The organism is Fundidesulfovibrio terrae (assembly GCF_022808915.1).
In the GTDB taxonomy this organism is placed as follows: domain Bacteria; phylum Desulfobacterota; class Desulfovibrionia; order Desulfovibrionales; family Desulfovibrionaceae; genus Fundidesulfovibrio; species Fundidesulfovibrio terrae.
Window position 1 is genome coordinate 142,799 of record NZ_JAKZFS010000006.1, and the last position, 22,634, is coordinate 165,432.

Sequence of the window (22,634 nt, forward strand, 5' to 3'; positions counted from 1 at the left end):
CGGAAAACACGCACCTTCAGGAGGTTTACGACCATGAACGATGCAGGAAAGCTGTTCGAGGCCGCCACCGTCATCCTGGGCGACCGGACGCTGAGCGCCGGCAACCAGGAATGGAATCCCCATCCGGTTTTCGAGGGCGTCTGGATGAAGAACCTGATGCTCGGCAAGGATACCGGAGGGCGTCTCAGTTGTCATCTCGTGCGTATCGGGGCGCGGCGCGCCATAGGCGACCACACGCACGACGGCTCGCTCGAACTGCATGAGGTGCTCTCGGGCCGGGGCGTCTGCCGCATGCCCGGCAGGGAGGCGGACTACGGCCCGGGCGTGTGCATGGCCATTGAGGCGGGCGTCCGCCATGCGGTGGAGGCCCGGGACGAGGACCTGTACCTCCTGGCCAAATTCACGCCGGCCCTGGCGTGAGGCGGTTTTGAGTCCGGACGGTCCCCCTCGGCCGGGCGACCGTCCGGCCGGGCCGGATAGGGCTCGAAACACCCGGACATTGACCCCGGCGGGTTTTCGTAGCATCCCACGCGGATGAAAGCTTGTGTCAGCATTTGCCGCCCTGGTCCGCCTGGGCTCGAGATACTGCGCGTGTCCGGCGCGGTCGGCGAGATCGCCGCCCATGAGCACGCGTCCTGGTGCATTCTGGCTGTGGAGCGCGGTGAGCGCGTGGTTACGTCCAAGGCCGGTCCGGTCCGGCTGGGGCCTGGTGACGCGCTTGTCATCCCGGGGCGCACGGCGCACGCATGCTCAAGCCCGGAGCCCGGGTGCGCGTTTTGGGCCCTGAACTTCGTGGTGGACGCCCCCTCGCCACGCGGTTTTTCCCCGGCGCGTTTGGACGCCGCCTCTGTGCCCGGAGGCTCGATGGCCCGGCTTCTCCTCGCGGTGGAGCGGGGGGATGACAGGCTGGCATTGCCCGCCCTCCAAGGTGTTCTGGACCGGGCCGCGGCTTGCTCCTCGCCACGCCAGGACGGGTTCCCGGCGCGGGGAACAGGACGCTCCGCCGTCGCCATGGTGCGGGAGCTGCTTGAATCTCCGGGCGAGCCCGACGCCTCGCTCGATCATCTGGCCCGGCACGCCGGGGTAGGCCGGGCACTCCTGTGCAGGCTCTTCAGGCGAGAAACAGGGATCACCATCAATGAATACAGGACGCTGGCGCGCTTGCGCCGGGTGCGCGGGCTTCTCTTGCGTGGTTCGTCCCTGGCCGGGGCTGCCGCCGACGCCGGTTTCCACGACCAGAGCCACATGACGATTCGATTCAAGAAATACATGGGCATGACCCCGGGGCTGTACGCCAGGGCGGCAAGATGACCGGCTCCACCCTGCATGCAGAGGCGGCCGGGCCGGGCCGCCTGGACCAATTCTGGGCCGACCAGCTGGCGGAGCAGTCCATCACGCGCTCGAAGATCCAGGAGTGGATCAAGGCCGGGCTGGCCACGGTTGACGGGCAGGCCGTACGCAAGTCCTCCCATAAGCTGCGCGGCGGCGAGCGCCTGGAGCTGACAGTGCCCGAGGCCCGCGCCGTGCCCGAGCCCGAAACGGGCGGCATCGCCGTTCTCTACCGCGACAAATACCTTGCCGTGGTGGACAAGCAGCCCGGGCTCACGGTCCATCCGGCCCCGAGTTGTCCCGAGGGCACCCTGGTCAACCGCCTGCTGCACCATTTCCCGGAACTCAAGAACATCGAGGGCGAGCGCCCCGGCATCGTCCATCGCATCGACAAGGACACCTCGGGCCTGTTGGTGGTGGCACTGAGCGAGCCGGTCCGCCTGAAGCTTTCCGCCGCGTTCGCCGGGCGTGAGGTGAAAAAGACCTACCTGGCCCTGGTGCACGGCCGCCCCGCCAAGGACGAAGGCTTCATCGACGCCCCCATCGGGCGCGATCCCGGCCACAAGACGCGAATGTGCGTCCTGAAGGGAGGGCGCGAGGCCAGGAGCGCCTACCGGGTGTCGTGGACATCCCCCGACGCCAAGGTCAGCCTTGTGGAGGTGGACATCGCCACCGGGCGCACCCACCAGATCAGGGTGCACCTGGCCCACCTCGGCCATCCCCTGGTCGGCGACGCTCTCTACGGTTCCATGCTCCATGCCATGCTCAAACGCCGCGACAGGCTGCTCGCGACACTGGCCTCGCGCCAGATGCTCCATGCCTGGAAGTTGTCGTTCACGCATCCCGCCACCGGCCTGGACATGGCCTTCACCTGCCCGCCGCCCCGCGATTTTTGGCGCATCCCCCTCTATCTGACCCGCACCGTCCAGAGGGTCGGAGTGGTAGGCCTGCCGGGCAGCGGCAAGAGCGCGGTGATGCAGGCCCTTGCCGAGCGCGGCTGGCCGGTGTGGAGCGCCGACCGTTGCGTGGCCGAGCTCTACGAGCCCGGCGCGGACGGCTGGCACATACTGCGCTCCCGTTTCGGCGATCGCTTCGCTCCCTCACCCGGCTCCCCGGTGGACAAGGGGGCCTTGCTTGAGGCCATGCGCGGCTCGGAGGGGTTTCGGCGCGAACTCATGGAGATTCTCTATCCCCTGGTGCAGAACCGCCTGGAGGGCTTCTGGCAGATCAGCTCCCGCTCCCGGGCGGCCTTCGCCGAGGTGCCCATGCTGCTGGAAGCCGGATGGCTGGGAGGGGGGGCGGTGGATCTGGCCGTGGGGGTGCGCTGCCCTGCGCCCGTGCGCCACGAACGGCTGGCGGGCAAACGCGGCTGGGACCAGGACATGATCGCCCTGGTGGATTCCTGGCAGTGGCCCGAGGAGAAGAAGCTCGCGGCCTGCCGGTACACCGTGGACAACTCGGGCACACTCGAAGACCTGGAACACGGAGTGGATGCGATGTTGGCGGCGCTGCTCAAGGACCGCACCGCCCGGACCTCGTCGCTTTTGGCCTGGATGCGGGCAAACGAGTATGCTTGATCCGGCACGCCTCCGTCCTCGGCAGGTGACAAGCCCTTCACAAGTGGTATACGTTCCGAACGAATGAACAACGCGCCCGCCCCCGCACGCCGGATCGCTTCCTTGGATGGCCTCAGGGGTGTGGCCGCGTTCATCGTCATCATATCCCATCTTGTGGTCGGTTTTTTCCCCGCCTTGTACTTCGGCTCGGAAGGACACGCCTGCAAGGCCGTGCAGGACGCCATCGCCAAGTCCCCCCTGTTCGTTCTCTACAGCGGAACGTTCGCCGTGTATGTGTTCTTCGTCCTGAGCGGCTTGGTCATCTCCGCGTCCGCCGCCAGGACCCGCTGCCCGCTGCCGCTTCTGATCGCCATCCGCTATGCCCGGCTCACGATTCCCATCCTGGTGAGCGTCTGCTTCGCCTTCGCCATGGTCCACCTGCTGCCGGGCGCGGCGCAGCGCGCGGCCCATCTGGTCGGTCACTGGTGGCTCGATTTCATGTACCAGCCCATGAACCTTCCCTTCAGCTTTGCGGTGAAGGAAGCCGCCTACACGGTCTATCTGACGGGATTATCCTACTACAACAACGTGTTGTGGACCATGCGCATCGAATTCGCGGGTTCGGTGGCCATCTATGTGCTCTATGCGGTCTGCGGCAGGTCCGTGCGCGTGCCGGCGTTGTGCCTTCTGTCCCTCGTGACCTGCTTCGCCATCCGGGACTGGCCCACCAACCTGATGGGCTTTTTTCTCGGCGCCTTGATGTTCGAGGCGTGGGACAGGGGACTTATAGCCCGGAACTCCCTTTGCGGGGCGCTACTCGTCCTGGCCGGTCTCTTTCTGGGAGGACTTCCCTTCGCCCCGGTTTCAGGCTCGGTGTACGAAGGGGTCTCGTCCTTCGTGGAGGCGTTCAGCCCCGCGTTCAGCACGGTTCGCGCCGCCGGAGCCACGGCCCTGATTCTGGGACTCTTCATGTGGAAGAGGGCGGGATCGCTGTTCGAATCCCGGATGCCCCAGTTTTTCGGAAGAATCTCCTTCGCGCTCTACCTCATCCATTTTCCGCTCCTGTGCATCGGGATGTCCGAGCTTTACTGGCGGTACGGGCAATCCGGTGCGGCCAGCGTGGCCGCCATCGCGCTCTGCTACATCGCCGTCACCATCGCGACGGCGTACGCCATGACCGTGCTGGTGGACGAACCCACGGTCAGGTTCCTAGCCCGGGTCCGCAAGGCGTGGCCCTTCCGGTCCGCAGCCCTGGAGACCGCTCCGGCTGAAGTCCTCGAGACGCGCGGGACAAGCCGGGACTTTTGACCCGCGCCGGCGCTTACGCAGTCGTATGATTCCCATCAAGGACAACATTCCGCGCATACGCAAGCCCATCGTGGTATGGGTGCTGTTCGCGATCAACCTGACGGTGTTCCTGGGCGAAATGCTCATGCCTGAGCGCTCCCTGAGCGTTCTTCTGCATCTCTACGGGGCCGTGCCCCTGCGCTTCACCGACCCTCAATGGGCGCTCATGGCCGGTTTCCCCCCTGGGGGCTGGACCTCGGGCCTGACGTACATGTTCCTGCATGGCGGCTGGCTGCACTTTTTGCTCAACATGTGGGTGTTCTGGATCTTCGCGGACAACGTGGAAGACGCCATGGGGCATTGGCGCTTCCTGTTGTTCTACCTGCTCTCGGGGCTGGCGGCCCTGACGCTGCACGTGGCCTTCAACCCGGCCTCGGACATGCCCGTGGTGGGGGCCTCCGGGGCCATCGCGGGCGTCATGGGGGCCTATTTCCGGCTGTTTCCCCAGGCGCGGGTTGTGGTGCTCATCCCCATTGTATTCATCCCCTGGATCGTGGAGCTTCCGGCCGTGGTCTTTCTGGGGATATGGTTCCTCCTCCAGGTGAGTTCGGGGCTTTTTTCCGGCGCATCCTTGAACGATGGGCAATCGGTGGCCTGGTGGGCCCACGCGGGCGGTTTCGTCTTCGGAATGCTCCTGGTGAAGGTCTTCGGAAAGCTCGACTGCCGCTACTGCTACCTGCCGGACTCCAGAAGCTACGAAAGGCGCTGAATGTTTCCGTTTCCGGCACGCTGGACATCGCCGCCCATCTGACTTACGCCTCCTGCCTCGGACGCATCCGGCAATGTTTCCCTTCTCAAACGCGAGGCCTCAATGCTCAGCATAGAAAACCTGCACGTGAAGATCGGCGAGAGGGAGGTGCTCAAGGGCATCAACCTGGAGATCAAGGATAACGAGACGTTCATCCTGTTTGGCCCCAACGGTTCGGGAAAGACCACGCTGCTCATGGCCCTCATGGGCTTCGGCAACTACACCATCACCGAAGGCCGCATCATGTTCCGCGGCCACGACATCACCCACGCGCCCATTCACGAGCGCGCCAAGCTGGGCATCGGCATGTCCTTCCAGCGTCCGCCCACCATCCATGGCCTCAAGCTCAGGCATCTGGTCTCCATGGCCTCCCAGGGCAGGCCCGTGGACGTGGACGCCATGGCCAAGCGGGTGAACATGACCGATTTCCTGGAGCGCGACGTCAACGCGGGATTCTCGGGCGGCGAGATCAAACGCAGCGAAATTCTGCAGCTCATGAGCCAGCAGCCGCATCTGGTGCTTTTCGACGAGCCCGAGTCGGGCGTCGATTTGGAGAACATGAAGCTCATCGGCAACACCGTGCGCGACCTGCTGGCGGGCGAGCGTCCCCCCTGCCTGGACCGCAGCCTGCGCGAGCTCAAGACCCACCGCACAGTGGCCGGGCTCATCATCACCCACACCGGCTACATCCTCGAATACGTCAATGCCGACCGCGGCCAGGTGATGTACGAGGGCAAGCTGTGCTGCGAGTCCAACCCCCGGGACATCCTCGACCACATCACCCGTTTCGGCTACCAGGAATGCCTGCGCTGCCTGGCTTAAGCGGAGTTCAGCCATGAAGCCCATCGATCTCAAAGACTTCGATTTCAAGGCCCCGGCCCCCGGCGAAATCCCCGACCTCACCAAGCTGGACGAGGCCGACAAGCACCAGCTCCTCATGGCCGGGGTGGACGTCTCCGCCAACGCCGTGAGCGGCACCTACATGCACATGGACCACGGGGCCGTACACTGCAAATCCAAGCAGAAGGGCGTGGAGATCCTCGACATCAAGACCGCCCTCAAGAAGTATGACGGCCTCAAAGAGTACATGTGGACCCAGGTGGACAAGGACAAGGACGAGTTCACCCGGGCCGCCCAGGACAGCCTCCACGGCGGCTACTTCATCCGCACCGAGAAGGGCGCCAAGATCGCCGAGCCCGTGCAGTCCTGCCTGTTCATCAAGGGCGACATGACCGGCCAGGCGGTGCACAACATCGTCATCGTCGAGGAAGATTCGGAACTGCACATCATCACCGGCTGCTCCGTGGCTCACGGTTCCAAGGGCGCAGCCCACATGGGCATCTCGGAGTTCTTCGTGAAGAAGAACGCCAAGCTCACCTTCACCATGATCCACAACTGGGCCGAGAACACCGTTGTGCGGCCCCGCTCCGGTGGCATCGTGGAGGAGGGCGGCGTCTACCTGAACAACTACGTGCTTTTGAAGCCCGTGCGCGACCTGCAGATGTACCCCACCATCACCCTGGCGGGCAAAGGCGCCGTGGCCCGGTTCAACTCGGTCATGGTGGCTCCCGAGGGCTCTTACGTTGACACCGGCAGCCGCATCATCTTGGCTGCTCCCGACACACGGGGCGAGACCATCGCCCGCACCATCACCACCGGCGGCACCATCATCGCCCGGGGCCACATCGCGGGCAACGCCGTGCCCGCCCGGGGCCATCTTGAGTGCAAGGGCCTGATCCTGGGCGGGGGCGTCATCCACGCCATCCCGGAGCTGGAAGCCACCGTGGACGGCGTGGAGCTGTCCCACGAGGCCGCCGTGGGCAAGATTGCCCAAGAGGAGATCGAATACCTCATGGCCAGGGGCCTGGACGAGGAGGAGGCCACCTCCACCATCGTGCGCGGCTTCTTGAATGTGGACATCATGGGCCTGCCCGAGAAGCTGCAGCAGGTGATCAACGACACCATCTCCGAGTGTGAGAAGGACATGTTCTAGCCGGACGGTTTCTCAGGAACGCGGGCCGGGCCGGATGCGGAAGCATCCGGCCCGGCCTTTTCGTTGTTGGCGGTTTTGCGTGAGCGCGTCTCAAGATATCATTTATGCGTTATCAGATGCATGATTATAAATGTTGAGCGGGAATCTTGATTTGCTGGGTCAGTGGTTGTACCCTCCCTGTTCCTTGAAGGCGATACGTTTAAGCCGAACAGTCCTGGGAGACGTCATGAAACATTCGGTATTCATAGTCGAGGACAATCCCGTCTGGTGCGACGGGCTGCGGTCCTTCTTCGAAAGCACCGGGGATTTCCTCCCCACCGCCTTCACCGACCCCAACGAAGCATGGAACGCCATGCTCCTGAGCCCGCCCGACCTGGCGCTTATCGATATCATCATGCCCGGGCTGAGCGGTCACGAACTGGCGGAACTCATGCATGACAACGCCATCCCCACCAAAGTCATCTTCCTCACCGCCATTCTCACCCAGGAGGAATCCAAGGCCCGGGGCTACCGCGTTGGAAACCAGACCGTCATAGGCAAGCCCTTCAAGCTGGACGACCTTCTGTCACTCGCCCGCAACGCGCTTACCGTCTGACTCGCCACCGCCCCCGGCTTTTTCATCGCATCGATCCGGAACCTGTCGCGAGGACGTCCAGGCATACTTGCCAGCCTGACCGGCCGGGTGTTACGCCAACGCCATGCCCGGATTCAAAGGACATATCGCAGGTTCGCTGGCCGCCACCGGCGCGGTGCTCGGCGGCGCGTGGTGGCTTGGGCTCTACCGGCCCGAGCCCAAGGTCATGGCCATCCTGGCCGCACTGGCCGTGCTCGGTTCGCTCTTTCCCGACGTGGACACCAATTCCAAAGGACGCCACCTCTACTACGGCGCGGCGGTCATCGCCGATGCGGCGCTCATCCTCAAGGGGCTGTACCGCTACGCGGCGCTGCTGGGCTTCTGCGCCTTGCTGCCGGCCGTGGGTTCGCACCGGGGTTGGACCCATACCTGGTGGGCCGGGCTGGTCATACCGAGCCCAATCGTCATCGGACCCATGATGCTCATGGGCCTGGCCTGGCAGATACTGTTGCCGTTCTACCTGGCCGCAGTGCTGGGGTATTACTCGCACCTGCTGCTGGACGGGACGTTCTGAGCCCGTCTTCCGCCCGCGTCTTGTCAGCGTGCCGGCCCGAGAGGCGCTCCGTTCGTTTGTTACTTGGAAGACGTGTTCACCGTTTCTTGAACTCGAAGCGATCGTATACGTCGATGCCGTGGAACGTAAACACCATAGGCGAGCACGTGCCGGAGGTGATCAGGTGCAGATCAGTCTTGAAGGACGCGCCGGGGTGGATGCCGTACTTCTTCAGGAATTCCGGGCCAGGCGGCGTGCCCCCGGAAAGCGTCAGCTCCTGGGCCTTGGTCGGCTGGAAGAGTGAATTCGCCAAGGACTTGGCCGGGGCGAAGGTGAAAATCACCCTGTAGGGCTGGTAGGGCAGGCGGGCCGAGGGATTCTTGGGCTGGGGGATGGGCTCAACGGCGATGATGCTGATCGCGCCGGGATAATTTTCGTAGGAGCAGGGGCCGCCCGCGCGTTGTGCCTGGGGCAGGGCCGTTTCTGGCAGGAGTATGGAAACAAGGGCTAGAAACGCCAGGAAGGTCAGGAATCTCATGTGGGTGACGCGTTTTACCATGGACTGGACGTCCTTGCTCGGTTTCGCGGTTCCGGAGGCGGCAAATGGCGCTGTCGCGTGTTGTGGCCGGACGATTCCGGCCCCGGAATTCAACCGAGGGTGAGCCGCAGATACAAATCGCCCCTCCAGGGGCCGATCCTTCGCCCGAGGCCCTTGAGCCGGACGGACTGGCCCAGCGCGTAGTCCTTGGGCAGGGTGAACTCCACGGTCTTGGTTTCTCCGGAAAGCCCCTGGGACACCCCCACCCGCAGCTTCGCCCCCGGCAGCAGGCTGGCCGGGGGCACCTCCACGGTCTGTTCGTCGTCGAGCTGCTTGAGCAGCAACCCCTTGATGGCGCCCCACACGCCGTCGCTCAAGTCCATGGACCACTTGGACTTGCCCATGTGCACGTCCAGGGTGCGCTGGGCGGAGGCGCGTCCCGGATCGACCGGGCCGGTCGCCTTGGACTTGCGCAGCTCGTTGTAGATGTCCTCGAATACCTGGCGGGCGAAGGCATCCTTGAGCAAATCCTGCAGGACGTCCTCGCGCCGGAAATAGTAGTTGGTCTTTTCGGGGTCCTGCTGGGATGCCTTGGTGTAGGCGTTCTTGGCCTTGCGCCGGGCATTGGGATCGGCCTTGGGCGCCTCGCGCGCCTGTTCCCGTTCGGGGCGCTGCGTTGCCTTGGGCGGACCTTCGGCCATCACCTGCTTGAGCAGCAGGTAGGCCTCGTTCAGGTGCTGGAACTTGCGCTTGGCCAGGGTGTCGCCGGGATGCAGGTCGGGATGGTAGCGGAAGGCCAGGAGGCGGTAGCTCTTCTTGAGCTCCTCCGGCCCGGCGTCGGGAGCCAGGCCCAATATGCGATGGGCCTCGGTCACGTTCACGGCTTGCCGATCCCGTCCAGGCGCAGGGCGTTGGGCGCGTTCTGGTCGTTTCTGACTCCCACGCCCTGCCCCTTGAGCGATTCCAGGCCCTGGCGCACGAATTCCTCGTGGGTGAGCTTGGGGTTGATGCCCGCGCAATACTCCAGGGAAAGCTCCCAGCTGGAGGCGTCGAGCAGGTTGCCCCTGAAGAAGGGCCAGGCCCGGCAGATGTCCGGGCGGGCCGGATGGATGGAGCAACCGTCCTGGAAGAAGATGCAGAACCCGTCCTCGCGCACGCCCAGGTGCACCTTGGGGCCCTTGCAGGTGGTGTGCGCGCCCAGGAACTCGGCCAGGGACAAGCCCAGATGGAGCGCCAGGCGCTCCTGGTCCTTGGGGGCGAGCACGATGCCGCCCTCGCCCTGGCAGCAGTGGCCGCAGCGGCGGCATTCAAAGGCTGATTTCCCGGTGTCCATGTCAGTAGTCTTCATGCATGAGCCTGCGGTGTTCCACCATGAGGCACAGGTCCTCAATAACCATGATGGGGGATTGGGCCAGGATGCTGCGGGCCTCGAAGCTGAAGATGCCCAGCTGCATCCAGAAAATCTTTGGGAGCACGGACAGGGCCAGGGTCTCGCGGGCGTGCTCCGGGCAGTGTTCCGCGGCCCTGAACAGGTTTACGATGTCCACAGGGTTGGGAAGCTCGGCCAGGTTGGCGTAGGTTTGCAGGCCCCATACTCCCTTGCGCACCGGGTGCACTGGGTACACCGTGAAGCCGTTGTCAATGAGGTAGCGCCCGACGCGGTCCACCGCGCTGCCGGGCTTGTCCTTGGCTCCGACGATGGCCACAGAGGCGCAGCCGGTCAAAGCCACACGCATTTCGGCGTCGCCTAAGAGCATGAAAGCCGCCTTGTCCGAGACGTATTGAGGAATGTTCGGCCCGCGAAAGGCCCGAAGGCACTTCTAACCGCAAAGCGCTGCCCTCTCAAGAAGAATGTCCCGCCAGGCGGGCCCCGGCCAGGATCAGCGCCACAGCGGCCCACTGCCATCCGGTGATGGATTCCCCCAGAGCCAGCCATCCCAGGGTCAGGGTGAACACCGGAATCAGGTTCACCGCGCCCGCCACGCGCCCGGCCGGAAGCCTGGACAGGCAGAAGTTGTAGAGCCCGTACGCCCCCACGCTGACGCCCAGGCCCAGGTAGCCCACGGCCGCCAGGGCCTGCCATGAGAGCTGGTCCGGCCAGGGGGAGAAGAACAGGGCCGGGAGGAAGAACACCGCCCCTGTGATAACCTGGAAGGCCGTGAGGAAAAGCGGCGAAAAGTGGCGCACCAAGTGCTTGACCATCAGCGTGTAGACCGTGGCGCAGCCCATGGCCGCGAACTCCAGGAGGTTGCCGAGCACGGGGTCGGGCGAGTATTGGTCTTGCGGCGCGAAGGCGGAGAGCAGGGCGGCCCCGGCGCAGCCTAGGGCCAGCCCGGCCCAGTTGGTGGGCGAGGTGCGCTCGCCCTGGAACACGCCGGCAGCGCAGGCCACCATTACGGGCAAAAGCGCCGTGATGACGCCCGCCTGCGACGCCTGGGTGAGCGTGAGGGCCCTGGCCTCGAACACGAAATAGAGGCACGGCTCGCTAAGCGCCATCACCAGAAGTTTCGGCAGGTGCCGCCTCACGAGCGTCGCCGGCGGAATGCGCCGCCAGTACAGGCTGAACGCCGCCAGGGCCAGAAGCATCCGGCCCAGGACGATCAGCCACGGATCGAGGAAAGCCAGGGCGGCCTTCATGGCCACGAAGGACCCGCCATACAGGAGCATTGCCGCCACCAGGGCGGCGTGCGCCCAAACCGTGGCCGGAGAAGTGCGTATGTTCGAAGCCATTGAAGTCATGCCTGCCGGAGAACTCGTCCGGCGTCATGCGGCCTGCCGGTCCCTTTTGGCCAGGTTCGCCCCCGACGCGGGGGGGCTGGCCGTATTTTCCCGGTTGGCCATCTACTACCTGACGGGAACATTTGGCAATGGCGTACTCTGGCTGCCCGTGGAGGGCGAGCCGGTGCTCATGGTGCGCAAGGGCATGGAACGGGCCAGGATGGAATCGCCGCTTTCGCGCGTCGTGCCTTTCCGCTCCTATTCCGACATCCCCGGCTTGTGCCGGGAGGCCGGTTCGCCCCTGACGGAGGTGGCGGCGGCCGAGATGAACGGGCTGTCCTGGAGCCTTTCCGGGCTGCTCACGTCCAAACTCAAGGACGTGCGTTTCGTCCCGGGCGACATGGTGCTAGCCCGGGCCCAGGCCGTGAAGAGCCCCTGGGAGCTTAACAAGACGCGCCTGTGCGGCGCCCGGCACGCCAAGGCCCTGACCGAACTGTTGCCCGGACGCATCCGCCCGGGCATGAGCGAGCGCGAGGTGTCCCACTCGGTGTGGGAGGTCTTCTTCGAACTCGGCCATCCGGGAATGCTCCGGATGGGCGCGCACGGCGAGGAGATTTTCCTGGGCCATGTGGCGGCTGGCGATTCCGGCAACTATCCCAGCGTGTTCAACGGCCCCTTGGGGCTTCGCGGCGAGCATCCGGCCATCCCCTTCATGGGCTACGCGGGGCAGGTGTGGCGAAAGGGCCAGCCGCTCTCCGTGGACTGCGGTTTCGCCCTGGAGGGCTACAACACCGACAAGACCCAGGTGTACTGGGCCGGACCGCGATCGTCGGTGCCGGATGAGGTGGCTTCGGCCCACGCCTTTTGCATGGACGTGCAGGCCTGGACGGCCGAACGCCTGAAACCCGAGGTCTCGCCCGCCGAGATCTGGGCGCATTGCTCGGACTGGGCCGTTCGGGAAGGCTTCGACGCCGGATTCATGGGCCTGGGCGGCAACAAGGTCCCCTTCCTGGGGCACGGCATCGGCCTGGTGATCGACGCCTGGCCCGTGCTGGCCAAGGGCTTCGACGAGCCCTTCGAGGAGGGGATGGTCATGGCCGTGGAGCCCAAGATGGGCATTGCGGGTGTGGGCATGGTGGGCGTGGAGAACACCTTCGAGGTCACGGCCTCGGGCGGCGTGTGCCTGACCGGCGGCGGCTCCTTCGACATGATCGCCGTGGAGTAGGGCGCGGCTGCAAGTGAAAAAAATCGAGGCCCCGCCGGTGCGGGGCCTCGTTGTTTCAGCGCTCGCCTCGGTTCTCCAAGGCGTCCATGAGGCTGATGGTGAGGCGCAGGAAGTCCGCCTCGGTGATGATGCCCACCAGCTTTCCGGCGTCCACCACGGGCAGGCAGCCGTACTTGTGGTCCAGGAGCATCTGGGCGGCATCGCGCAAGAGGGCGCTCGAACTCACCACCACCACGTCCGAGCGCATGATCTCGCGCAGGGGGATGCCCGCGTCCAGTTCGTCCTGGGTGGATGAGTCGATGTCCGAGAGCTTGGACACCGCCAGGGCCAGCATGTCCCGGTGGGTAATGAGGCCGATGAAGGCGTCCTTGGCGTCCACGATGGGCACGTGCCGGACGCGGGCCATCTCCATGATCTGTTTCGCCGTGTAGAGGGTGTCTGTCTCCAGCAGGGTGAACAGTTGGGTGGTCATGAGGTCGCCGACGGTAAGCATGGCGTTCTCCTGTTGCGTGCCGGCATCTCGGCACGAGCCGATAGTGACGTTGCAGTCGCTTTGTCGACGAGTTCTATCCGTTATCCAGTTTATTCGAGCTGTTGTGTGCAAAAAATACATTCCTTTGCCAGACTCTCCAGTATGCATTATTTACCAAGTTGTCCGGGCGGTGTAAACCCCGGCGCGCAGCCCTCGATTTTTTTCTCCGTCCGGTGCAACCGTCTGGCGTCCGAGGAAAAAAACGGATAGCATCCATGGCCGTCACGTCGGAGAAGCCGCTTGGAAATCGATCCCAAACGCAGCCGCGAGCGCATGGTGCGCGACCAGATCATCGCCAGAGGGGTGTCCTCGCTGGCCGTGCTTTCCGCAATGCGCAAGGTTCCCCGCCACCTCTTCGTGGAGGAGGCCCTGAAGCCGCAGGCGTACGAGGACCATCCCCTGCCCATCGGACAGGGGCAGACCATCTCGCAGCCTTACGTGGTGGCCTGGATGACCGAGCTTCTGGACGTGAAGCCCGGCATGAAGGTTCTTGAGATCGGGACGGGCTCGGGCTATCAGACCGCGGTCCTGGCGGAGATGGGCGCGGTGGTCCATTCCGTGGAACGGGTGCCCGAACTGCACCAGCTGGCCAAGAACCGGCTGGCGGCCATGGGCTATGGCAACGTCCATCTGAAGCTGGACGACGGCACCCTGGGGTGGCCTGAGTCGGCCCCCTTCGACAGGATCCTGGTGACGGCGGGAGGCCCCAAGGTGCCCGAGCCTTATCTCGAGCAGCTGGCCGACCCCGGGCTCCTGGTCATCCCCGTGGGGCCGGAGCGGCGCAGCCAGAACCTGACCCTGGTGCGCAAGCAGGATGGAAAGATCGGGCGCAAATCCGTCGGACAGGTCATGTTCGTCGATCTCGTCGGCCGCCACGCATGGTAGGCCGACCGGAGGATACAAGGAAAATGAAGATCAAGAAAAAGGGCGAGGCCGAATCCTCGGCGTGCAAGAGCTGCGCGAAATCCAGCACCTGCGGGTCGAAATCCTCGCCGGACGGCTGCAAGGACGCCAAGACGCAAAAGCAGGACGAGCGCATCTCCTCGGCCCTGTCCCGGATCAAGTACAAGCTTTTCGTGATGAGCGGCAAGGGCGGGGTGGGCAAGAGCTCCATCACCGTGAACCTGGCCGCCGCACTGGCCCGCAAGGGCCACAAGGTGGGAATCCTGGACGTGGACCTGCACGGACCCAGCGTGCCGCGCATGCTCGGGCTCTCCGGCAACCTCGAGGCCAACGAGAAGGGGGAGGTGGTCCCCAAGGCCTACGACGAGAACCTCTCCGTGGTGTCCATGGAATCCCTCCTCAAGGATCCGGACCAGGCCGTGCTCTGGCGCGGCCCCATGAAGACCTCGGCCATTCGCCAGTTCATCGGCGAGATGCAGTGGGGCGAGCTCGACTATCTGGTCATCGATTCGCCCCCGGGCACCGGAGACGAGCACATGACCGTGCTGCGCACCATCCCCGACGCCCTGTGCGTGGTGGTGACCACGCCCCAGGAGGTCTCCCTGGCCGACGTGCGCAAGGCCATCAACTTCCTGCAGTACGCCCAGGCCAACATCCTCGGGCTGGTGGAGAACATGAGCGGGCTCATCTGCCCGCACTGCTCCAAGGAGATCGCCCTGTTCAAGAAGGGCGGCGGCGAGGAACTGGCCAAGAAATACGGCATCGACTTCCTGGGCGCGATTCCGCTCGATCCCGTCACTGTGGTGGCCGGGGACATGGGCCGGCCGGTGGTCCTCATGGACGAGCCCTCGCCCGTGAAGGACGCCCTCATGGCCTTAGCCGACAACATCGACCAGGCCGCCCAGTCCAGCCTGGAGGCCCACGCCACGCTCAGGCGCTAGTTTTTTCGCCGTGCGCGGGGAGGGCGGGCGTTTCGTCCGCCCTCCCGCGCCTGCGACGAAACATCCGCCGCGACAGGGGAAACCGCCATGATGAACCTGCCCAACGTGCTCACCCTGGCCAGGATCGGCGTCGTGCCGATCCTCGTGCTGATGCTCTATTTCCCCGGACCGGCCATGTGCTTCGCGGCCATGATGGTGTTCATCCTGGCCTCGGTGACGGACGTCGCCGACGGACTGCTGGCCCGGCAAATGGGGCTGGTGACCAACCTGGGCAAGTTCCTGGACCCCCTGGCCGACAAGCTCCTCATCGGCTCGGTGATGATCATGCTGGTACGCCTTGGCTGGGTGGAAGCCTGGGTGGCCGTGCTCATCATCGGCCGGGAGATGGCCGTGACCGGGCTTCGGGCCGTGGCCTCGGACCAGGGCATAGTCATCGCCGCGGACAAGTTCGGCAAGCTCAAGACCATCATCCAGACCTTCGCCCTGTGTCCGCTCATCCTGCACTTCCCCGTCTGGGGCGTGGACCCGCAGCCCTTCGGTGACATGCTCCTCTACGTGGCCCTGGGCCTGACCATCGGTTCGGGGGCCAACTACATGTACGGCTTCTTCAAGAATTGGCAGGGCTAGCCGGGCTTTCGCCCTGCCGCGGCCTGCCGTGTTCGCCTGGTCTGTAACTCCTGTTGTCCCGGGGCGCTCTTGAAGAAGCACCCGCCGCAAGCGCCGGGATTGCCTTTCCGGGTGAACTGGCGTACGAATGTTGAAGCTTCCAGTCCTGTTCGGTCCGGGAGAGAACGGCGGGCGCAATATGGAAAAGTTAAGGTCCGACGCACTTGCGGCACGCATCATCAACTGTCTCCAGACCATCCTGGAACTCGAGCCCTTGCTGTGCCGGATGGACACGGGACATGTGCTGCTCTCGGAGTTCAAGGTGCTCAAGGCGTTCCTGAACGGCATGGACGGTGTGGAGCTTGACGAGGATGATGTGGCGCGTATAGAGACGGCAACAGAACGTTTTCTTCAGGAACTGAAGACCCCAGCCACGCTCACGCATCACGGCGCGGCGACAAACACGACACTCCAATAGCCAACCATGATCATACGGCGCTTGCTCCTCGCACTCATCCTCACCTGCAACGCCATACTTCTATACAATCTCATCTGGAGCGACAAAGGCATCTTCGCCTATCTCGACCTGAAGAATCACCAGAAGCAGCTGAAGCTCAGACTGGAAAACCTGGGCGGGCGTTCGCTGGACCTGAGCCAGGAGATTCGTTGGCTCAAGTCCGACAAGGCGTTTACGGAAAAAATGACGCGTGCTCACGGGAATTACCTGCGCGACAACGAAATCATCTATCTATTCCCCGGGAACACCCCTGAAGGAAGCGTTGGCGATGACATCAAAAATTGACTTTTACCGCGAAGTCTTAAACGACGACCCCAACTCCCGCGTCTTTTTCCCCCTGGCCAAGATGCTTGCCGGGCAAGGAGAATCCGAGGAGGCTGTTCAGATCCTCGCGCGCTCCATCGCTTTCCATCCCGGTCATCTCGAGGCCAAATTCCTGCTCGTCGAGCTGCTCACCCGCCTGGGGCGGGACGACGAAGCCCTGACCGCCTTCGAGGGGCTGTCCTCTCTTCTTTCCAGCTATCCCTCGGTGTGGACCTTGTGGGCTGCCAAGGCCCCCGGTCTCTCCAGGGACTCCGCCCTGGCGCTCAACTTCCTGGCGTTGTCGCTGCAGGGCAAGGACGTTTCCTGGCTGTCGCTCATGGAGAATGGCCTGGCCGCCGCTTCGGGACGGAAGGTCCCGGCCGAAGGGCCGTGTGAGGGCCCCGGGGAAGGACCCGGAGAAACCGAAGACGCCGCCGAAGGCCAAGGGGAAGCCCCATCCGGCTTCAGCCTGCGCGGTGCGGACGAAGTCCTGGCCCTGACCAGGCAGATCGAATCCCAGGAACGCCACGCGCCCTCGGACCAGCTCCCCCCCGAATGCGCCTCGCAGGCGTCCGCCGCCGTGAAGACGCGCACCATGGCCGACCTGCTGGCCCGCCATGGGGACTACTCCTCGGCCCTGGAGATCTACGGGGAACTCATGCCCCTGGCTTCGACCGAGCAGGAGAAACAGCAAATTTCCTCGCGCATCGAGGAGATCAACGCCCTGATGGCCGCCGGGATCGCTCCCGTGAAGCCCTCCCAAGCCCAGCCCAAGTCCAAGGCCAAGCTCGTGAGCATGCTCGAAGCCCTGGCCAACCGCCTGGACGCCAGGGCCACCGCCTGAGCCGCTTGATATCGCCCGGCCCAAGGAGTACATGGGCCGGGTACGCTTGGGGCGAACCCCATCACACACCCGGAAACAAGGAACTGCGGCATGTTTAAACGCGTTTTCCTGGCCCTGCTGGCCTGCGCTCTTTTCGCGGCCGCCGGCTGCGACACCGTCAAACCCTATTGGAAGAGCACCAGGAAGTTCTATAAGGACTACGTCAACGTCGATCCCACGGTTGACCTCAAAGACACCGGCGATGCCGATCCGTCGCAACGCAAGCTGGCCAATCTCTTCACCCCCGTGGACGAGCGCCTCGAATACCTCCTGCGCGCCCTGTCCGCCCAGGACCTGCCCCCAGACCGCGAGTGGTGCCAGGCGTTCATGGACTCCTTCCCCTGGCTTTCCGGCATGGCCATCCTGACCGACACCGGCCTTGTGAACTTCAGGCTGCCCGCGTTCAGCATCAAGCAGGTGGATTTCGCCCCCATGATGGAGTTCGAGAGCATCTACAAGACCCGCAAGATGGCCGCCTATGTGGCCACCTCGGAGCTTGGCGCGGAGATCATGGTGGCCAAGCCTCTCTACGTGGACAATGAATTCAAGGGCCTTCTGGTGGCCCATTTTGATCCGGGCAACCTGATCAAGTTCTCTCCCGAGCCTGGACAGCTGATCATGGTCGCTCCCGGCGCATCCCTGTGGGGCGGCGACGACTCCTCGGCAGCACAAGCCCTGGCCCAGCTCAACTGGAAGAACATCCTCAAGAGCGATGTGTCCGGCGAGCAGCGCATCGGAGGAACCCGCTATCTGTGGCAGTCCCGTTTCGTGGCTCAGGCGCGCCTGATCTACGCCGTGTCCGCCGTGACCGCTCCGGCCAAGGCCGCCAAGCCCGCGCCTGCGCCGCAACCCGCGCCGCAACCCGCGCCGGCCCAGTAGGCCCGGTAGCCCGAAACGCGTCCCGGGCCTGCGTTCTCCGCGGACCTCGCCCGGGACCCGGCGGTTCGGACTCCCGTCCGGCCGTGCAAACACGCCAAAACAAGGAGCCTGCACATGCGCCAGGTAACCGTCACGGAACATCTTCTCCTGCACCAGAAGGAATCGCCCATGGCCACCGGGCGGTTCACCTCCATGTTCAACGAGCTGATCCTGGCGGCCAAGATCATCTCCCGCGAGGTGAACAAGGCTGGACTGGTTGACGTGCTTGGCCTGACCGGCGAGACCAACGTCCAGGGCGAGGCCGTGCGCAAGCTGGACGAATACGCCAACTCCGTGCTTATCCACCGCATGCAGCGCGCGGGCGTGCTCTGCGCCATCGCCTCCGAGGAGAACGCGGACCTGGTGGAAATCCCCGACCACCTGCCCAAGGGCGACTACATCCTGATCATCGACCCCCTGGACGGCTCCACCAACATCGACGCCAACGTCAACGTGGGCACCATCTTCTCCATCCTGCGCCGCAAGGAGAAGAGCGAATGCTCGGCTAGGCTGTGCGAAGTGCTGCAGAAGGGCGCTGAGCAGGTTGCCGCAGGATACTTCCTCTACGGAACCTCCACCATGATGGTCTACACCACGGGGCGCGGGGTCAACGGCTTCACCCTGGACCCCAGCGTGGGCGAATTCCTGCTCTCGCATCCGGACATCAAGACCCCGGAGCGCGGCAAGATCTATTCGATCAACGAGGCCTACTGGTCCTACTGGGACGAGCCCACCCGCGAGATCGTGGAATACTTCAAGAGCCCCAAGAACGAGCGCGGCGCGCCGTATTCCGGCCGCTACATCGGTTCGCTGGTAGCTGACTTCCACCGCAACCTCCTCTACGGGGGCATCTTCCTTTATCCCGCCGACAGCCAGGACCCCAAGAAGCCCCACGGCAAGCTGCGCCTCATGTGCGAGGCGAGCCCCCTGGCCTTCGTGGCCAGGCAGGCGGGCGGCGCGGCCTCGGACGGCGTGCGCGACATCCTGGACATCGAACCCACCGAGCTGCACGAGCGCGTCCCGCTGTTCATCGGCAGCCGCAAGGACGTGGAGAAGGTGGAGGAGATCTACCGCAAGCACAAGAAATGATCTGCCTGGGAGTCGAAACCTCCTGCGACGAGACCGCGCTGGCCTTGGTCGAGGACGGCGCGGTACTGGGCGAGCGTCTGGCCAGCCAGGAGGGGCTTCACGCCCTGTTCGGCGGCGTGGTCCCGGAGCTGGCCTCCCGCGAGCACCTGCGCAAGGGCGCGGCGCTCTACACCTCGCTCATGAATTCCACCGGCATCGATCCGTCGCGCGTAGGCTGCGTGGCCGTGGCCCGGGGGCCGGGGCTGCTGGGCAGCCTCCTGGTGGGCATGAACCTTGCCAAGGGACTGGCCTTGGGGCTGGGGGTGCCACTTGTGGGCGTGAACCACCTGCACGCCCACCTCATGGCCGCCGGTCTCGAACGCGGTCTGCCGTTCCCGGTGATCGGGCTTCTCATCTCGGGCGGGCACACCCACCTGTACCTCATCCGTTCCCCATTCGAGTTCGAGCTGCTGGGGCGCACCTTGGACGATGCGGCGGGCGAGGCTCTGGACAAGGCCGCCAAGATGGTCAACCTCCCGTACCCGGGGGGCAAGTTCATCGATCGGCTGGGCCGGGGCGTCACACCCGACGACACGCTCTTTCCCAGGCCCTACACGTCCAATCCCGGCCTGGATTTCAGCTTCAGCGGCCTCAAGACATCGGTTGCCCGCTACGTGGCCGATCATCCGCACCTGAAGCTGCCCGTGCTCCCCGAGGGGGAACTGCCCCACGTGCCGGGCCTCGGTCTCTTCTGCGCCTCCATCAATTCCGCCGTGGCCGACACACTGCGCATCAAGACCAGGCGCGCCATCGCCGCCCACCCGGAGGCCCGCGCCCTGGTGGTGGCGGGCGGGGTGGCGGCCAACTCCATGATCCGCACGGTTCTGGCCGGACTGTGCGCAGAGCACGGCCTGGAGGCGATCTTCCCCTCCTTGTCCCTATGCACGGACAACGCGGCCATGATCGCGCACCTGGGCTGCCTGCTGGCCGGGGCCGGCTACCGCCACGGCCCGGAGCTGGACGCCATACCCCGAGGCAGGCCCGTCCCCTTCGACTACGCCCGGGCGGCAGTGTAACCGGTGATGCGTATGCGGTCCTCCATGCGCCTGCCGGATGAGCTCGGCCCGTTCGATCCCGGCGGATCGGCTTGCCGGGCGGCCGAGTTTTGCGTTCCGGCGGCCGTGACCACGGGCGCGGATTTCGAAAAATTCGGGAATTATTCGCTTCTCAAAATCGAGGACGTTCTGTAAGAACCAATCAAGCCGGAACGCCCTTGCGACCGGCTTACCCGCTTTCGGGCGAGGCGGACTTTTTCGCTTCGTGAAGAAGAACAGCAAAGGAGAGACACAATGGCCATTCAAGTCACCGACGCCAATTTCGAAGAGGAAATCCTCAAGTGCCAGCTGCCCGTCCTGGTGGACTTCTGGGCTCCCTGGTGCGGACCCTGCCGCGCCATGGGTCCGGTGATCGACGAACTGGCCAACGAATACACCGGCCAGGTCAAGGTGACCAAGATGAACGTGGACGAGAATCCCTCCACCCCGAGCAAGTACGGCATCCGCGCCATCCCCACCCTGATCCTGTTCAAGGCCGGTGAAGTGGTCGAGCAGATCACCGGTGCCGTCTCCAAATCTTCCATCAAGGAAATGATCAGCCAGAAGGCGCTCTAGTCCATGAAAAGCTTCGACGCCGTGGTCATCGGAGGAGGGCCGTCCGGCATGACGGCCGCCCTCTATCTGGCCAGGAGCGAACTCAGCGTGGCCATGGTGGAGATGCTCTCCCCCGGCGGCCAGGTGCTGATGACGCACTTCATCGAGAACTACCCCGGATATCCCGAGGGGATCGAAGGCTGGAAACTGGCGGACATTTTCGCCAAGCACCTCGATTCCTATCCCGCCATCGCCAGGCTCAACGACGAGGTCAAGGCCATCGAACCCAAGGAAGGCGCTCACCGCATCCTGGTGGGCTCCGAATGGATCGAGGCCAGGGCCGTGATCATCGCCTCCGGCGCGCGCTACAAGCGCCTGGGCCTGCCGGGCGAGCAGGAGCTTCTCGGCAAGGGTGTCTCCTACTGCGCCCTGTGCGACGGAAACTTTTTCCGCGGCCAGGATGTGGCAGTCATCGGCGGCGGTAACTCCGCGCTCGAGGAATCGCTCTATCTTGCCAGACTGGTGAAAAAGCTCTACCTGATTCACCGCCGCGAGGACTTCCGTGCTCAGCGCTGCTACCAGGACCGTTGCGGGATCAATCCCGTGATACAGTTGGTGCGCAGTTCCGTCGTGGAAGAGATCGTGGGCACCGATAAGGTGGAGGCGGTGACGGTGCGCGACCTCAAGACCGATGAGCGCACGCGTCTGGATGTCCAGGGCGTGTTCATCTTCGTGGGGTACGAGCCCCAGGGCGGGTTCTTCCCGTCCGGAATCGAAACCGATCCCCAGGGGTTCATCGTTACGGACCAGAACTATCTCACCAGCATTCCGGGCATTTACGCCGCCGGGGACGTACGCTCCAAGAACGTCCGCCAGGTCGCTACCGCGGTGGGCGACGGCGCTGCAGCGGCAAGCACCGTCATCAGCTACCTGGAAACCCTGGGCCACCATTAACACAGGCTCGTAAGCACCATCATGACCAGAACCAACGTCCTGCGCGCCATATCCTTGGCGCTCCTCCTCTTCGGCCTTTCCGGCTGCGGGTTCATCGACTACTACTTCCTGCCCCCGCCGGAAGACACCGCCCAGGAACTCTGGGAGGCCGGGCGCGAAGCCATGAAGGAAAAACGCTATACCGAGGCGCAGGACATGTTCCTGAAGCTCAAGGACCGTTATCCCTTCAGCCCCTACACTCCCGACGGCCTCGTGGGCCTGGGCGACGCCTACTTCATGGACGACAAGTTCCTCCAGGCCGCCGACACCTACAAGGAATTCGAGGCCCTGCACCCGCGCCACGAGCAGATTCCCTACGTGCTCTACCAGATCGGCGTGGCCACCTTCCGCAGGCTCGACTCCATCGACCTGCCCCAGGACGGCCTGCAGGAGTCCATCCAGTACTTCACCGTGCTGCGCGACGCCTACCCCAACACCCAATGGGGAAAGGATGCGCCCGGCTGGATCATCAAGTGCCGCACCCGCATGGCTCAGCACGAGATATTCATCGCGGACTTCTACTGGAACACCGGACGGTTCGGGGCTGCCTGGCGGCGCTACATGTACACCGCCGAAAACTTCAAGGACCTGCCGGAGATCCTCCAGTACTCCAAGGAGCGCGCCCAGCTCTCCTACCTGGAATACCAGAAGACGCTCTCCGAGACGGAACGCCGCGAAGTGGAAGGCAGTTGGCGCAACTTCATGAAAAAATGGCTCTAACGAAAGGCGGCCTCCGGGCC

29 protein-coding genes and 1 pseudogene are annotated in these 22,634 nt (G+C 64.4%); 24 read left to right on the forward strand and 6 right to left on the reverse strand.

The features are described 5' to 3' along the window. Positions 1 to 33 precede the first annotated feature (33 nt). From ML540_RS16925 to ML540_RS16965, 10 genes and pseudogenes are all read left to right on the forward strand, one after another. The gene (locus tag ML540_RS16925) at positions 34 to 420 is read left to right on the forward strand and encodes a cupin domain-containing protein (RefSeq protein ID WP_243364206.1); all 387 of its coding nucleotides are present in this window, start codon (positions 34 to 36) and stop codon (positions 418 to 420) included. A 114-nt stretch (positions 421 to 534) separates the two neighbouring features. Then, positions 535 to 753 (forward strand): annotated as a pseudogene (locus ML540_RS18020) (AraC family ligand binding domain-containing protein); the annotation flags it as partial. Positions 754 to 864: 111 nt separating this feature from the next. Beyond that, positions 865 to 1,311 carry a helix-turn-helix transcriptional regulator gene (locus ML540_RS16930; protein WP_243364210.1) on the forward strand — a complete coding sequence of 149 codons (447 nt, stop codon included), beginning with the start codon at positions 865 to 867 and terminating at the stop codon, positions 1,309 to 1,311. Continuing rightward, on the forward strand, positions 1,308 to 2,906 hold the full coding sequence (locus ML540_RS16935) for a dephospho-CoA kinase (protein WP_243364213.1): 1,599 nt from the start codon (positions 1,308 to 1,310) through the stop codon (positions 2,904 to 2,906). The genes ML540_RS16930 and ML540_RS16935 overlap by 4 nt, the downstream gene beginning before the upstream one ends. Positions 2,907 to 3,008: 102 nt before the next feature. Then, on the forward strand, positions 3,009 to 4,193 hold the full coding sequence (locus tag ML540_RS16940; protein ID WP_243364222.1) for an acyltransferase family protein: 1,185 nt from the start codon (positions 3,009 to 3,011) through the stop codon (positions 4,191 to 4,193). 25 nt (positions 4,194 to 4,218) lie between these two features. After that, entirely contained in the window at positions 4,219 to 4,941 is a 723-nt protein-coding gene (locus tag ML540_RS16945) for a rhomboid family intramembrane serine protease (RefSeq protein WP_243364225.1), read from the forward strand. 102 nt (positions 4,942 to 5,043) lie between these two features. After that, entirely contained in the window at positions 5,044 to 5,802 is a 759-nt protein-coding gene (locus ML540_RS16950; RefSeq protein ID WP_243364228.1) for an ABC transporter ATP-binding protein, read from the forward strand. Positions 5,803 to 5,815: 13 nt separating this feature from the next. Continuing rightward, the gene (locus ML540_RS16955) at positions 5,816 to 6,973 is read left to right on the forward strand and encodes a SufB/SufD family protein (protein WP_243364238.1); all 1,158 of its coding nucleotides are present in this window, start codon (positions 5,816 to 5,818) and stop codon (positions 6,971 to 6,973) included. 226 nt (positions 6,974 to 7,199) lie between these two features. Further along, complete coding sequence (locus ML540_RS16960; RefSeq protein WP_243364241.1) at positions 7,200 to 7,568, forward strand: response regulator; 369 nt, start codon at positions 7,200 to 7,202, stop codon at positions 7,566 to 7,568. 103 nt (positions 7,569 to 7,671) lie between these two features. Further along, positions 7,672 to 8,121, forward strand: coding sequence for a metal-dependent hydrolase (locus ML540_RS16965; RefSeq protein ID WP_243364244.1), 450 nt, complete (start codon positions 7,672 to 7,674; stop codon positions 8,119 to 8,121). Positions 8,122 to 8,197: 76 nt separating this feature from the next. Here the strand turns inward: ML540_RS16965 and ML540_RS16970 are convergent, their stop codons facing one another. From ML540_RS16970 to ML540_RS16990, 5 genes are all read right to left on the reverse strand, one after another. After that, positions 8,198 to 8,659, reverse strand: a complete 462-nt coding sequence (locus tag ML540_RS16970; protein ID WP_243364245.1) for a hypothetical protein — start codon at positions 8,657 to 8,659, stop codon at positions 8,198 to 8,200. An 89-nt stretch (positions 8,660 to 8,748) separates the two neighbouring features. After that, on the reverse strand, positions 8,749 to 9,519 hold the full coding sequence (locus ML540_RS16975) for a J domain-containing protein (protein ID WP_243364247.1): 771 nt from the start codon (positions 9,517 to 9,519) through the stop codon (positions 8,749 to 8,751). Further along, the gene (locus tag ML540_RS16980) at positions 9,516 to 9,986 is read right to left on the reverse strand and encodes a YkgJ family cysteine cluster protein (protein WP_243364249.1); all 471 of its coding nucleotides are present in this window, start codon (positions 9,984 to 9,986) and stop codon (positions 9,516 to 9,518) included. The genes ML540_RS16975 and ML540_RS16980 overlap by 4 nt, the downstream gene beginning before the upstream one ends. Then, positions 9,973 to 10,395 carry a CoA-binding protein gene (locus ML540_RS16985; protein ID WP_243364258.1) on the reverse strand — a complete coding sequence of 141 codons (423 nt, stop codon included), beginning with the start codon at positions 10,393 to 10,395 and terminating at the stop codon, positions 9,973 to 9,975. The genes ML540_RS16980 and ML540_RS16985 overlap by 14 nt, the downstream gene beginning before the upstream one ends. 85 nt (positions 10,396 to 10,480) lie before the next feature. Then, on the reverse strand, positions 10,481 to 11,368 hold the full coding sequence (locus tag ML540_RS16990; protein ID WP_243364261.1) for a DMT family transporter: 888 nt from the start codon (positions 11,366 to 11,368) through the stop codon (positions 10,481 to 10,483). Here ML540_RS16990 and ML540_RS16995 point away from each other — a divergent pair. After that, positions 11,355 to 12,581 (forward strand): M24 family metallopeptidase, encoded by a 1,227-nt coding sequence (locus tag ML540_RS16995; protein WP_243364271.1) that lies wholly within the window; start codon positions 11,355 to 11,357, stop codon positions 12,579 to 12,581. The two genes, ML540_RS16990 and ML540_RS16995, sit on opposite strands and share 14 nt — an antisense overlap. 55 nt (positions 12,582 to 12,636) lie before the next feature. On the opposite strand, the gene ML540_RS17000 is transcribed toward ML540_RS16995, so the two are convergent. Beyond that, the gene (locus ML540_RS17000; RefSeq protein WP_243364281.1) at positions 12,637 to 13,074 is read right to left on the reverse strand and encodes a CBS domain-containing protein; all 438 of its coding nucleotides are present in this window, start codon (positions 13,072 to 13,074) and stop codon (positions 12,637 to 12,639) included. Positions 13,075 to 13,353: 279 nt separating this feature from the next. On the opposite strand from ML540_RS17000, the gene ML540_RS17005 reads away from it, so the two are divergent. The 13 genes from ML540_RS17005 (at position 13,354) to ML540_RS17065 (ending at position 22,614) form a co-directional block, all read left to right on the forward strand. After that, complete coding sequence (locus tag ML540_RS17005; protein WP_279343512.1) at positions 13,354 to 13,998, forward strand: protein-L-isoaspartate(D-aspartate) O-methyltransferase; 645 nt, start codon at positions 13,354 to 13,356, stop codon at positions 13,996 to 13,998. A 23-nt stretch (positions 13,999 to 14,021) separates the two neighbouring features. After that, the gene (locus tag ML540_RS17010) at positions 14,022 to 14,957 is read left to right on the forward strand and encodes an Mrp/NBP35 family ATP-binding protein (RefSeq protein WP_243364283.1); all 936 of its coding nucleotides are present in this window, start codon (positions 14,022 to 14,024) and stop codon (positions 14,955 to 14,957) included. An 87-nt stretch (positions 14,958 to 15,044) separates the two neighbouring features. Then, positions 15,045 to 15,584, forward strand: a complete 540-nt coding sequence (gene pgsA, locus ML540_RS17015; RefSeq protein WP_243364285.1) for a CDP-diacylglycerol--glycerol-3-phosphate 3-phosphatidyltransferase — start codon at positions 15,045 to 15,047, stop codon at positions 15,582 to 15,584. Positions 15,585 to 15,711: 127 nt separating this feature from the next. Next, entirely contained in the window at positions 15,712 to 16,041 is a 330-nt protein-coding gene (locus tag ML540_RS17020; RefSeq protein WP_423747900.1) for a hypothetical protein, read from the forward strand. Between the two features lie 6 nt (positions 16,042 to 16,047). Continuing rightward, entirely contained in the window at positions 16,048 to 16,365 is a 318-nt protein-coding gene (locus ML540_RS17025) for an FtsB family cell division protein (RefSeq protein ID WP_243364287.1), read from the forward strand. Beyond that, on the forward strand, positions 16,349 to 17,227 hold the full coding sequence (locus ML540_RS17030; RefSeq protein WP_243364288.1) for a tetratricopeptide repeat protein: 879 nt from the start codon (positions 16,349 to 16,351) through the stop codon (positions 17,225 to 17,227). Before ML540_RS17025 ends, ML540_RS17030 begins: the two co-directional genes overlap by 17 nt. A gap of 90 nt (positions 17,228 to 17,317) precedes the next feature. Further along, positions 17,318 to 18,145, forward strand: coding sequence for a hypothetical protein (locus tag ML540_RS17035; protein ID WP_243364290.1), 828 nt, complete (start codon positions 17,318 to 17,320; stop codon positions 18,143 to 18,145). 114 nt (positions 18,146 to 18,259) lie between these two features. Beyond that, positions 18,260 to 19,273 carry a class 1 fructose-bisphosphatase gene (fbp, locus tag ML540_RS17040; protein WP_243364292.1) on the forward strand — a complete coding sequence of 338 codons (1,014 nt, stop codon included), beginning with the start codon at positions 18,260 to 18,262 and terminating at the stop codon, positions 19,271 to 19,273. Next, positions 19,270 to 20,328 (forward strand): tRNA (adenosine(37)-N6)-threonylcarbamoyltransferase complex transferase subunit TsaD, encoded by a 1,059-nt coding sequence (gene tsaD / locus ML540_RS17045; protein ID WP_243364295.1) that lies wholly within the window; start codon positions 19,270 to 19,272, stop codon positions 20,326 to 20,328. Before fbp ends, tsaD begins: the two co-directional genes overlap by 4 nt. A 6-nt stretch (positions 20,329 to 20,334) precedes the next feature. After that, the gene (locus tag ML540_RS17050) at positions 20,335 to 20,502 is read left to right on the forward strand and encodes a hypothetical protein (protein ID WP_243364297.1); all 168 of its coding nucleotides are present in this window, start codon (positions 20,335 to 20,337) and stop codon (positions 20,500 to 20,502) included. Positions 20,503 to 20,508: 6 nt separating this feature from the next. Continuing rightward, the gene (gene trxA / locus ML540_RS17055; protein ID WP_341482671.1) at positions 20,509 to 20,922 is read left to right on the forward strand and encodes a thioredoxin; all 414 of its coding nucleotides are present in this window, start codon (positions 20,509 to 20,511) and stop codon (positions 20,920 to 20,922) included. Between the two features lie 3 nt (positions 20,923 to 20,925). Next, complete coding sequence (gene trxB / locus ML540_RS17060; RefSeq protein WP_243364309.1) at positions 20,926 to 21,855, forward strand: thioredoxin-disulfide reductase; 930 nt, start codon at positions 20,926 to 20,928, stop codon at positions 21,853 to 21,855. A 21-nt stretch (positions 21,856 to 21,876) separates the two neighbouring features. Beyond that, positions 21,877 to 22,614 (forward strand): outer membrane protein assembly factor BamD, encoded by a 738-nt coding sequence (locus tag ML540_RS17065; RefSeq protein ID WP_243364311.1) that lies wholly within the window; start codon positions 21,877 to 21,879, stop codon positions 22,612 to 22,614. The last annotated feature ends 20 nt before the right edge of the window (positions 22,615 to 22,634 follow it).

Coding starts and splice junctions, on each gene's coding strand:
- ML540_RS16925 (WP_243364206.1), top strand. CDS start 34: ATGAACGATGCAGGAAAGCTGTTCGAGGCCGCCACCGTCATCCTGGGC.
- ML540_RS16930 (WP_243364210.1), top strand. CDS start 865: ATGGCCCGGCTTCTCCTCGCGGTGGAGCGGGGGGATGACAGGCTGGCA.
- ML540_RS16935 (WP_243364213.1), top strand. CDS start 1,308: ATGACCGGCTCCACCCTGCATGCAGAGGCGGCCGGGCCGGGCCGCCTG.
- ML540_RS16945 (WP_243364225.1), top strand. CDS start 4,219: ATGATTCCCATCAAGGACAACATTCCGCGCATACGCAAGCCCATCGTG.
- ML540_RS16950 (WP_243364228.1), top strand. CDS start 5,044: ATGCTCAGCATAGAAAACCTGCACGTGAAGATCGGCGAGAGGGAGGTG.
- ML540_RS16955 (WP_243364238.1), top strand. CDS start 5,816: ATGAAGCCCATCGATCTCAAAGACTTCGATTTCAAGGCCCCGGCCCCC.
- ML540_RS16960 (WP_243364241.1), top strand. CDS start 7,200: ATGAAACATTCGGTATTCATAGTCGAGGACAATCCCGTCTGGTGCGAC.
- ML540_RS16965 (WP_243364244.1), top strand. CDS start 7,672: ATGCCCGGATTCAAAGGACATATCGCAGGTTCGCTGGCCGCCACCGGC.
- ML540_RS16970 (WP_243364245.1), bottom strand. CDS start 8,659: ATGGTAAAACGCGTCACCCACATGAGATTCCTGACCTTCCTGGCGTTT.
- ML540_RS16980 (WP_243364249.1), bottom strand. CDS start 9,986: ATGAAGACTACTGACATGGACACCGGGAAATCAGCCTTTGAATGCCGC.
- ML540_RS16985 (WP_243364258.1), bottom strand. CDS start 10,395: ATGCTCTTAGGCGACGCCGAAATGCGTGTGGCTTTGACCGGCTGCGCC.
- ML540_RS16995 (WP_243364271.1), top strand. CDS start 11,355: ATGTTCGAAGCCATTGAAGTCATGCCTGCCGGAGAACTCGTCCGGCGT.
- ML540_RS16990 (WP_243364261.1), bottom strand. CDS start 11,368: ATGGCTTCGAACATACGCACTTCTCCGGCCACGGTTTGGGCGCACGCC.
- ML540_RS17000 (WP_243364281.1), bottom strand. CDS start 13,074: ATGCTTACCGTCGGCGACCTCATGACCACCCAACTGTTCACCCTGCTG.
- ML540_RS17010 (WP_243364283.1), top strand. CDS start 14,022: ATGAAGATCAAGAAAAAGGGCGAGGCCGAATCCTCGGCGTGCAAGAGC.
- pgsA (WP_243364285.1), top strand. CDS start 15,045: ATGATGAACCTGCCCAACGTGCTCACCCTGGCCAGGATCGGCGTCGTG.
- ML540_RS17020 (WP_423747900.1), top strand. CDS start 15,712: ATGTTGAAGCTTCCAGTCCTGTTCGGTCCGGGAGAGAACGGCGGGCGC.
- ML540_RS17025 (WP_243364287.1), top strand. CDS start 16,048: ATGATCATACGGCGCTTGCTCCTCGCACTCATCCTCACCTGCAACGCC.
- ML540_RS17030 (WP_243364288.1), top strand. CDS start 16,349: ATGACATCAAAAATTGACTTTTACCGCGAAGTCTTAAACGACGACCCC.
- ML540_RS17035 (WP_243364290.1), top strand. CDS start 17,318: ATGTTTAAACGCGTTTTCCTGGCCCTGCTGGCCTGCGCTCTTTTCGCG.
- fbp (WP_243364292.1), top strand. CDS start 18,260: ATGCGCCAGGTAACCGTCACGGAACATCTTCTCCTGCACCAGAAGGAA.
- tsaD (WP_243364295.1), top strand. CDS start 19,270: ATGATCTGCCTGGGAGTCGAAACCTCCTGCGACGAGACCGCGCTGGCC.
- ML540_RS17050 (WP_243364297.1), top strand. CDS start 20,335: ATGCGTATGCGGTCCTCCATGCGCCTGCCGGATGAGCTCGGCCCGTTC.
- trxB (WP_243364309.1), top strand. CDS start 20,926: ATGAAAAGCTTCGACGCCGTGGTCATCGGAGGAGGGCCGTCCGGCATG.
- ML540_RS17065 (WP_243364311.1), top strand. CDS start 21,877: ATGACCAGAACCAACGTCCTGCGCGCCATATCCTTGGCGCTCCTCCTC.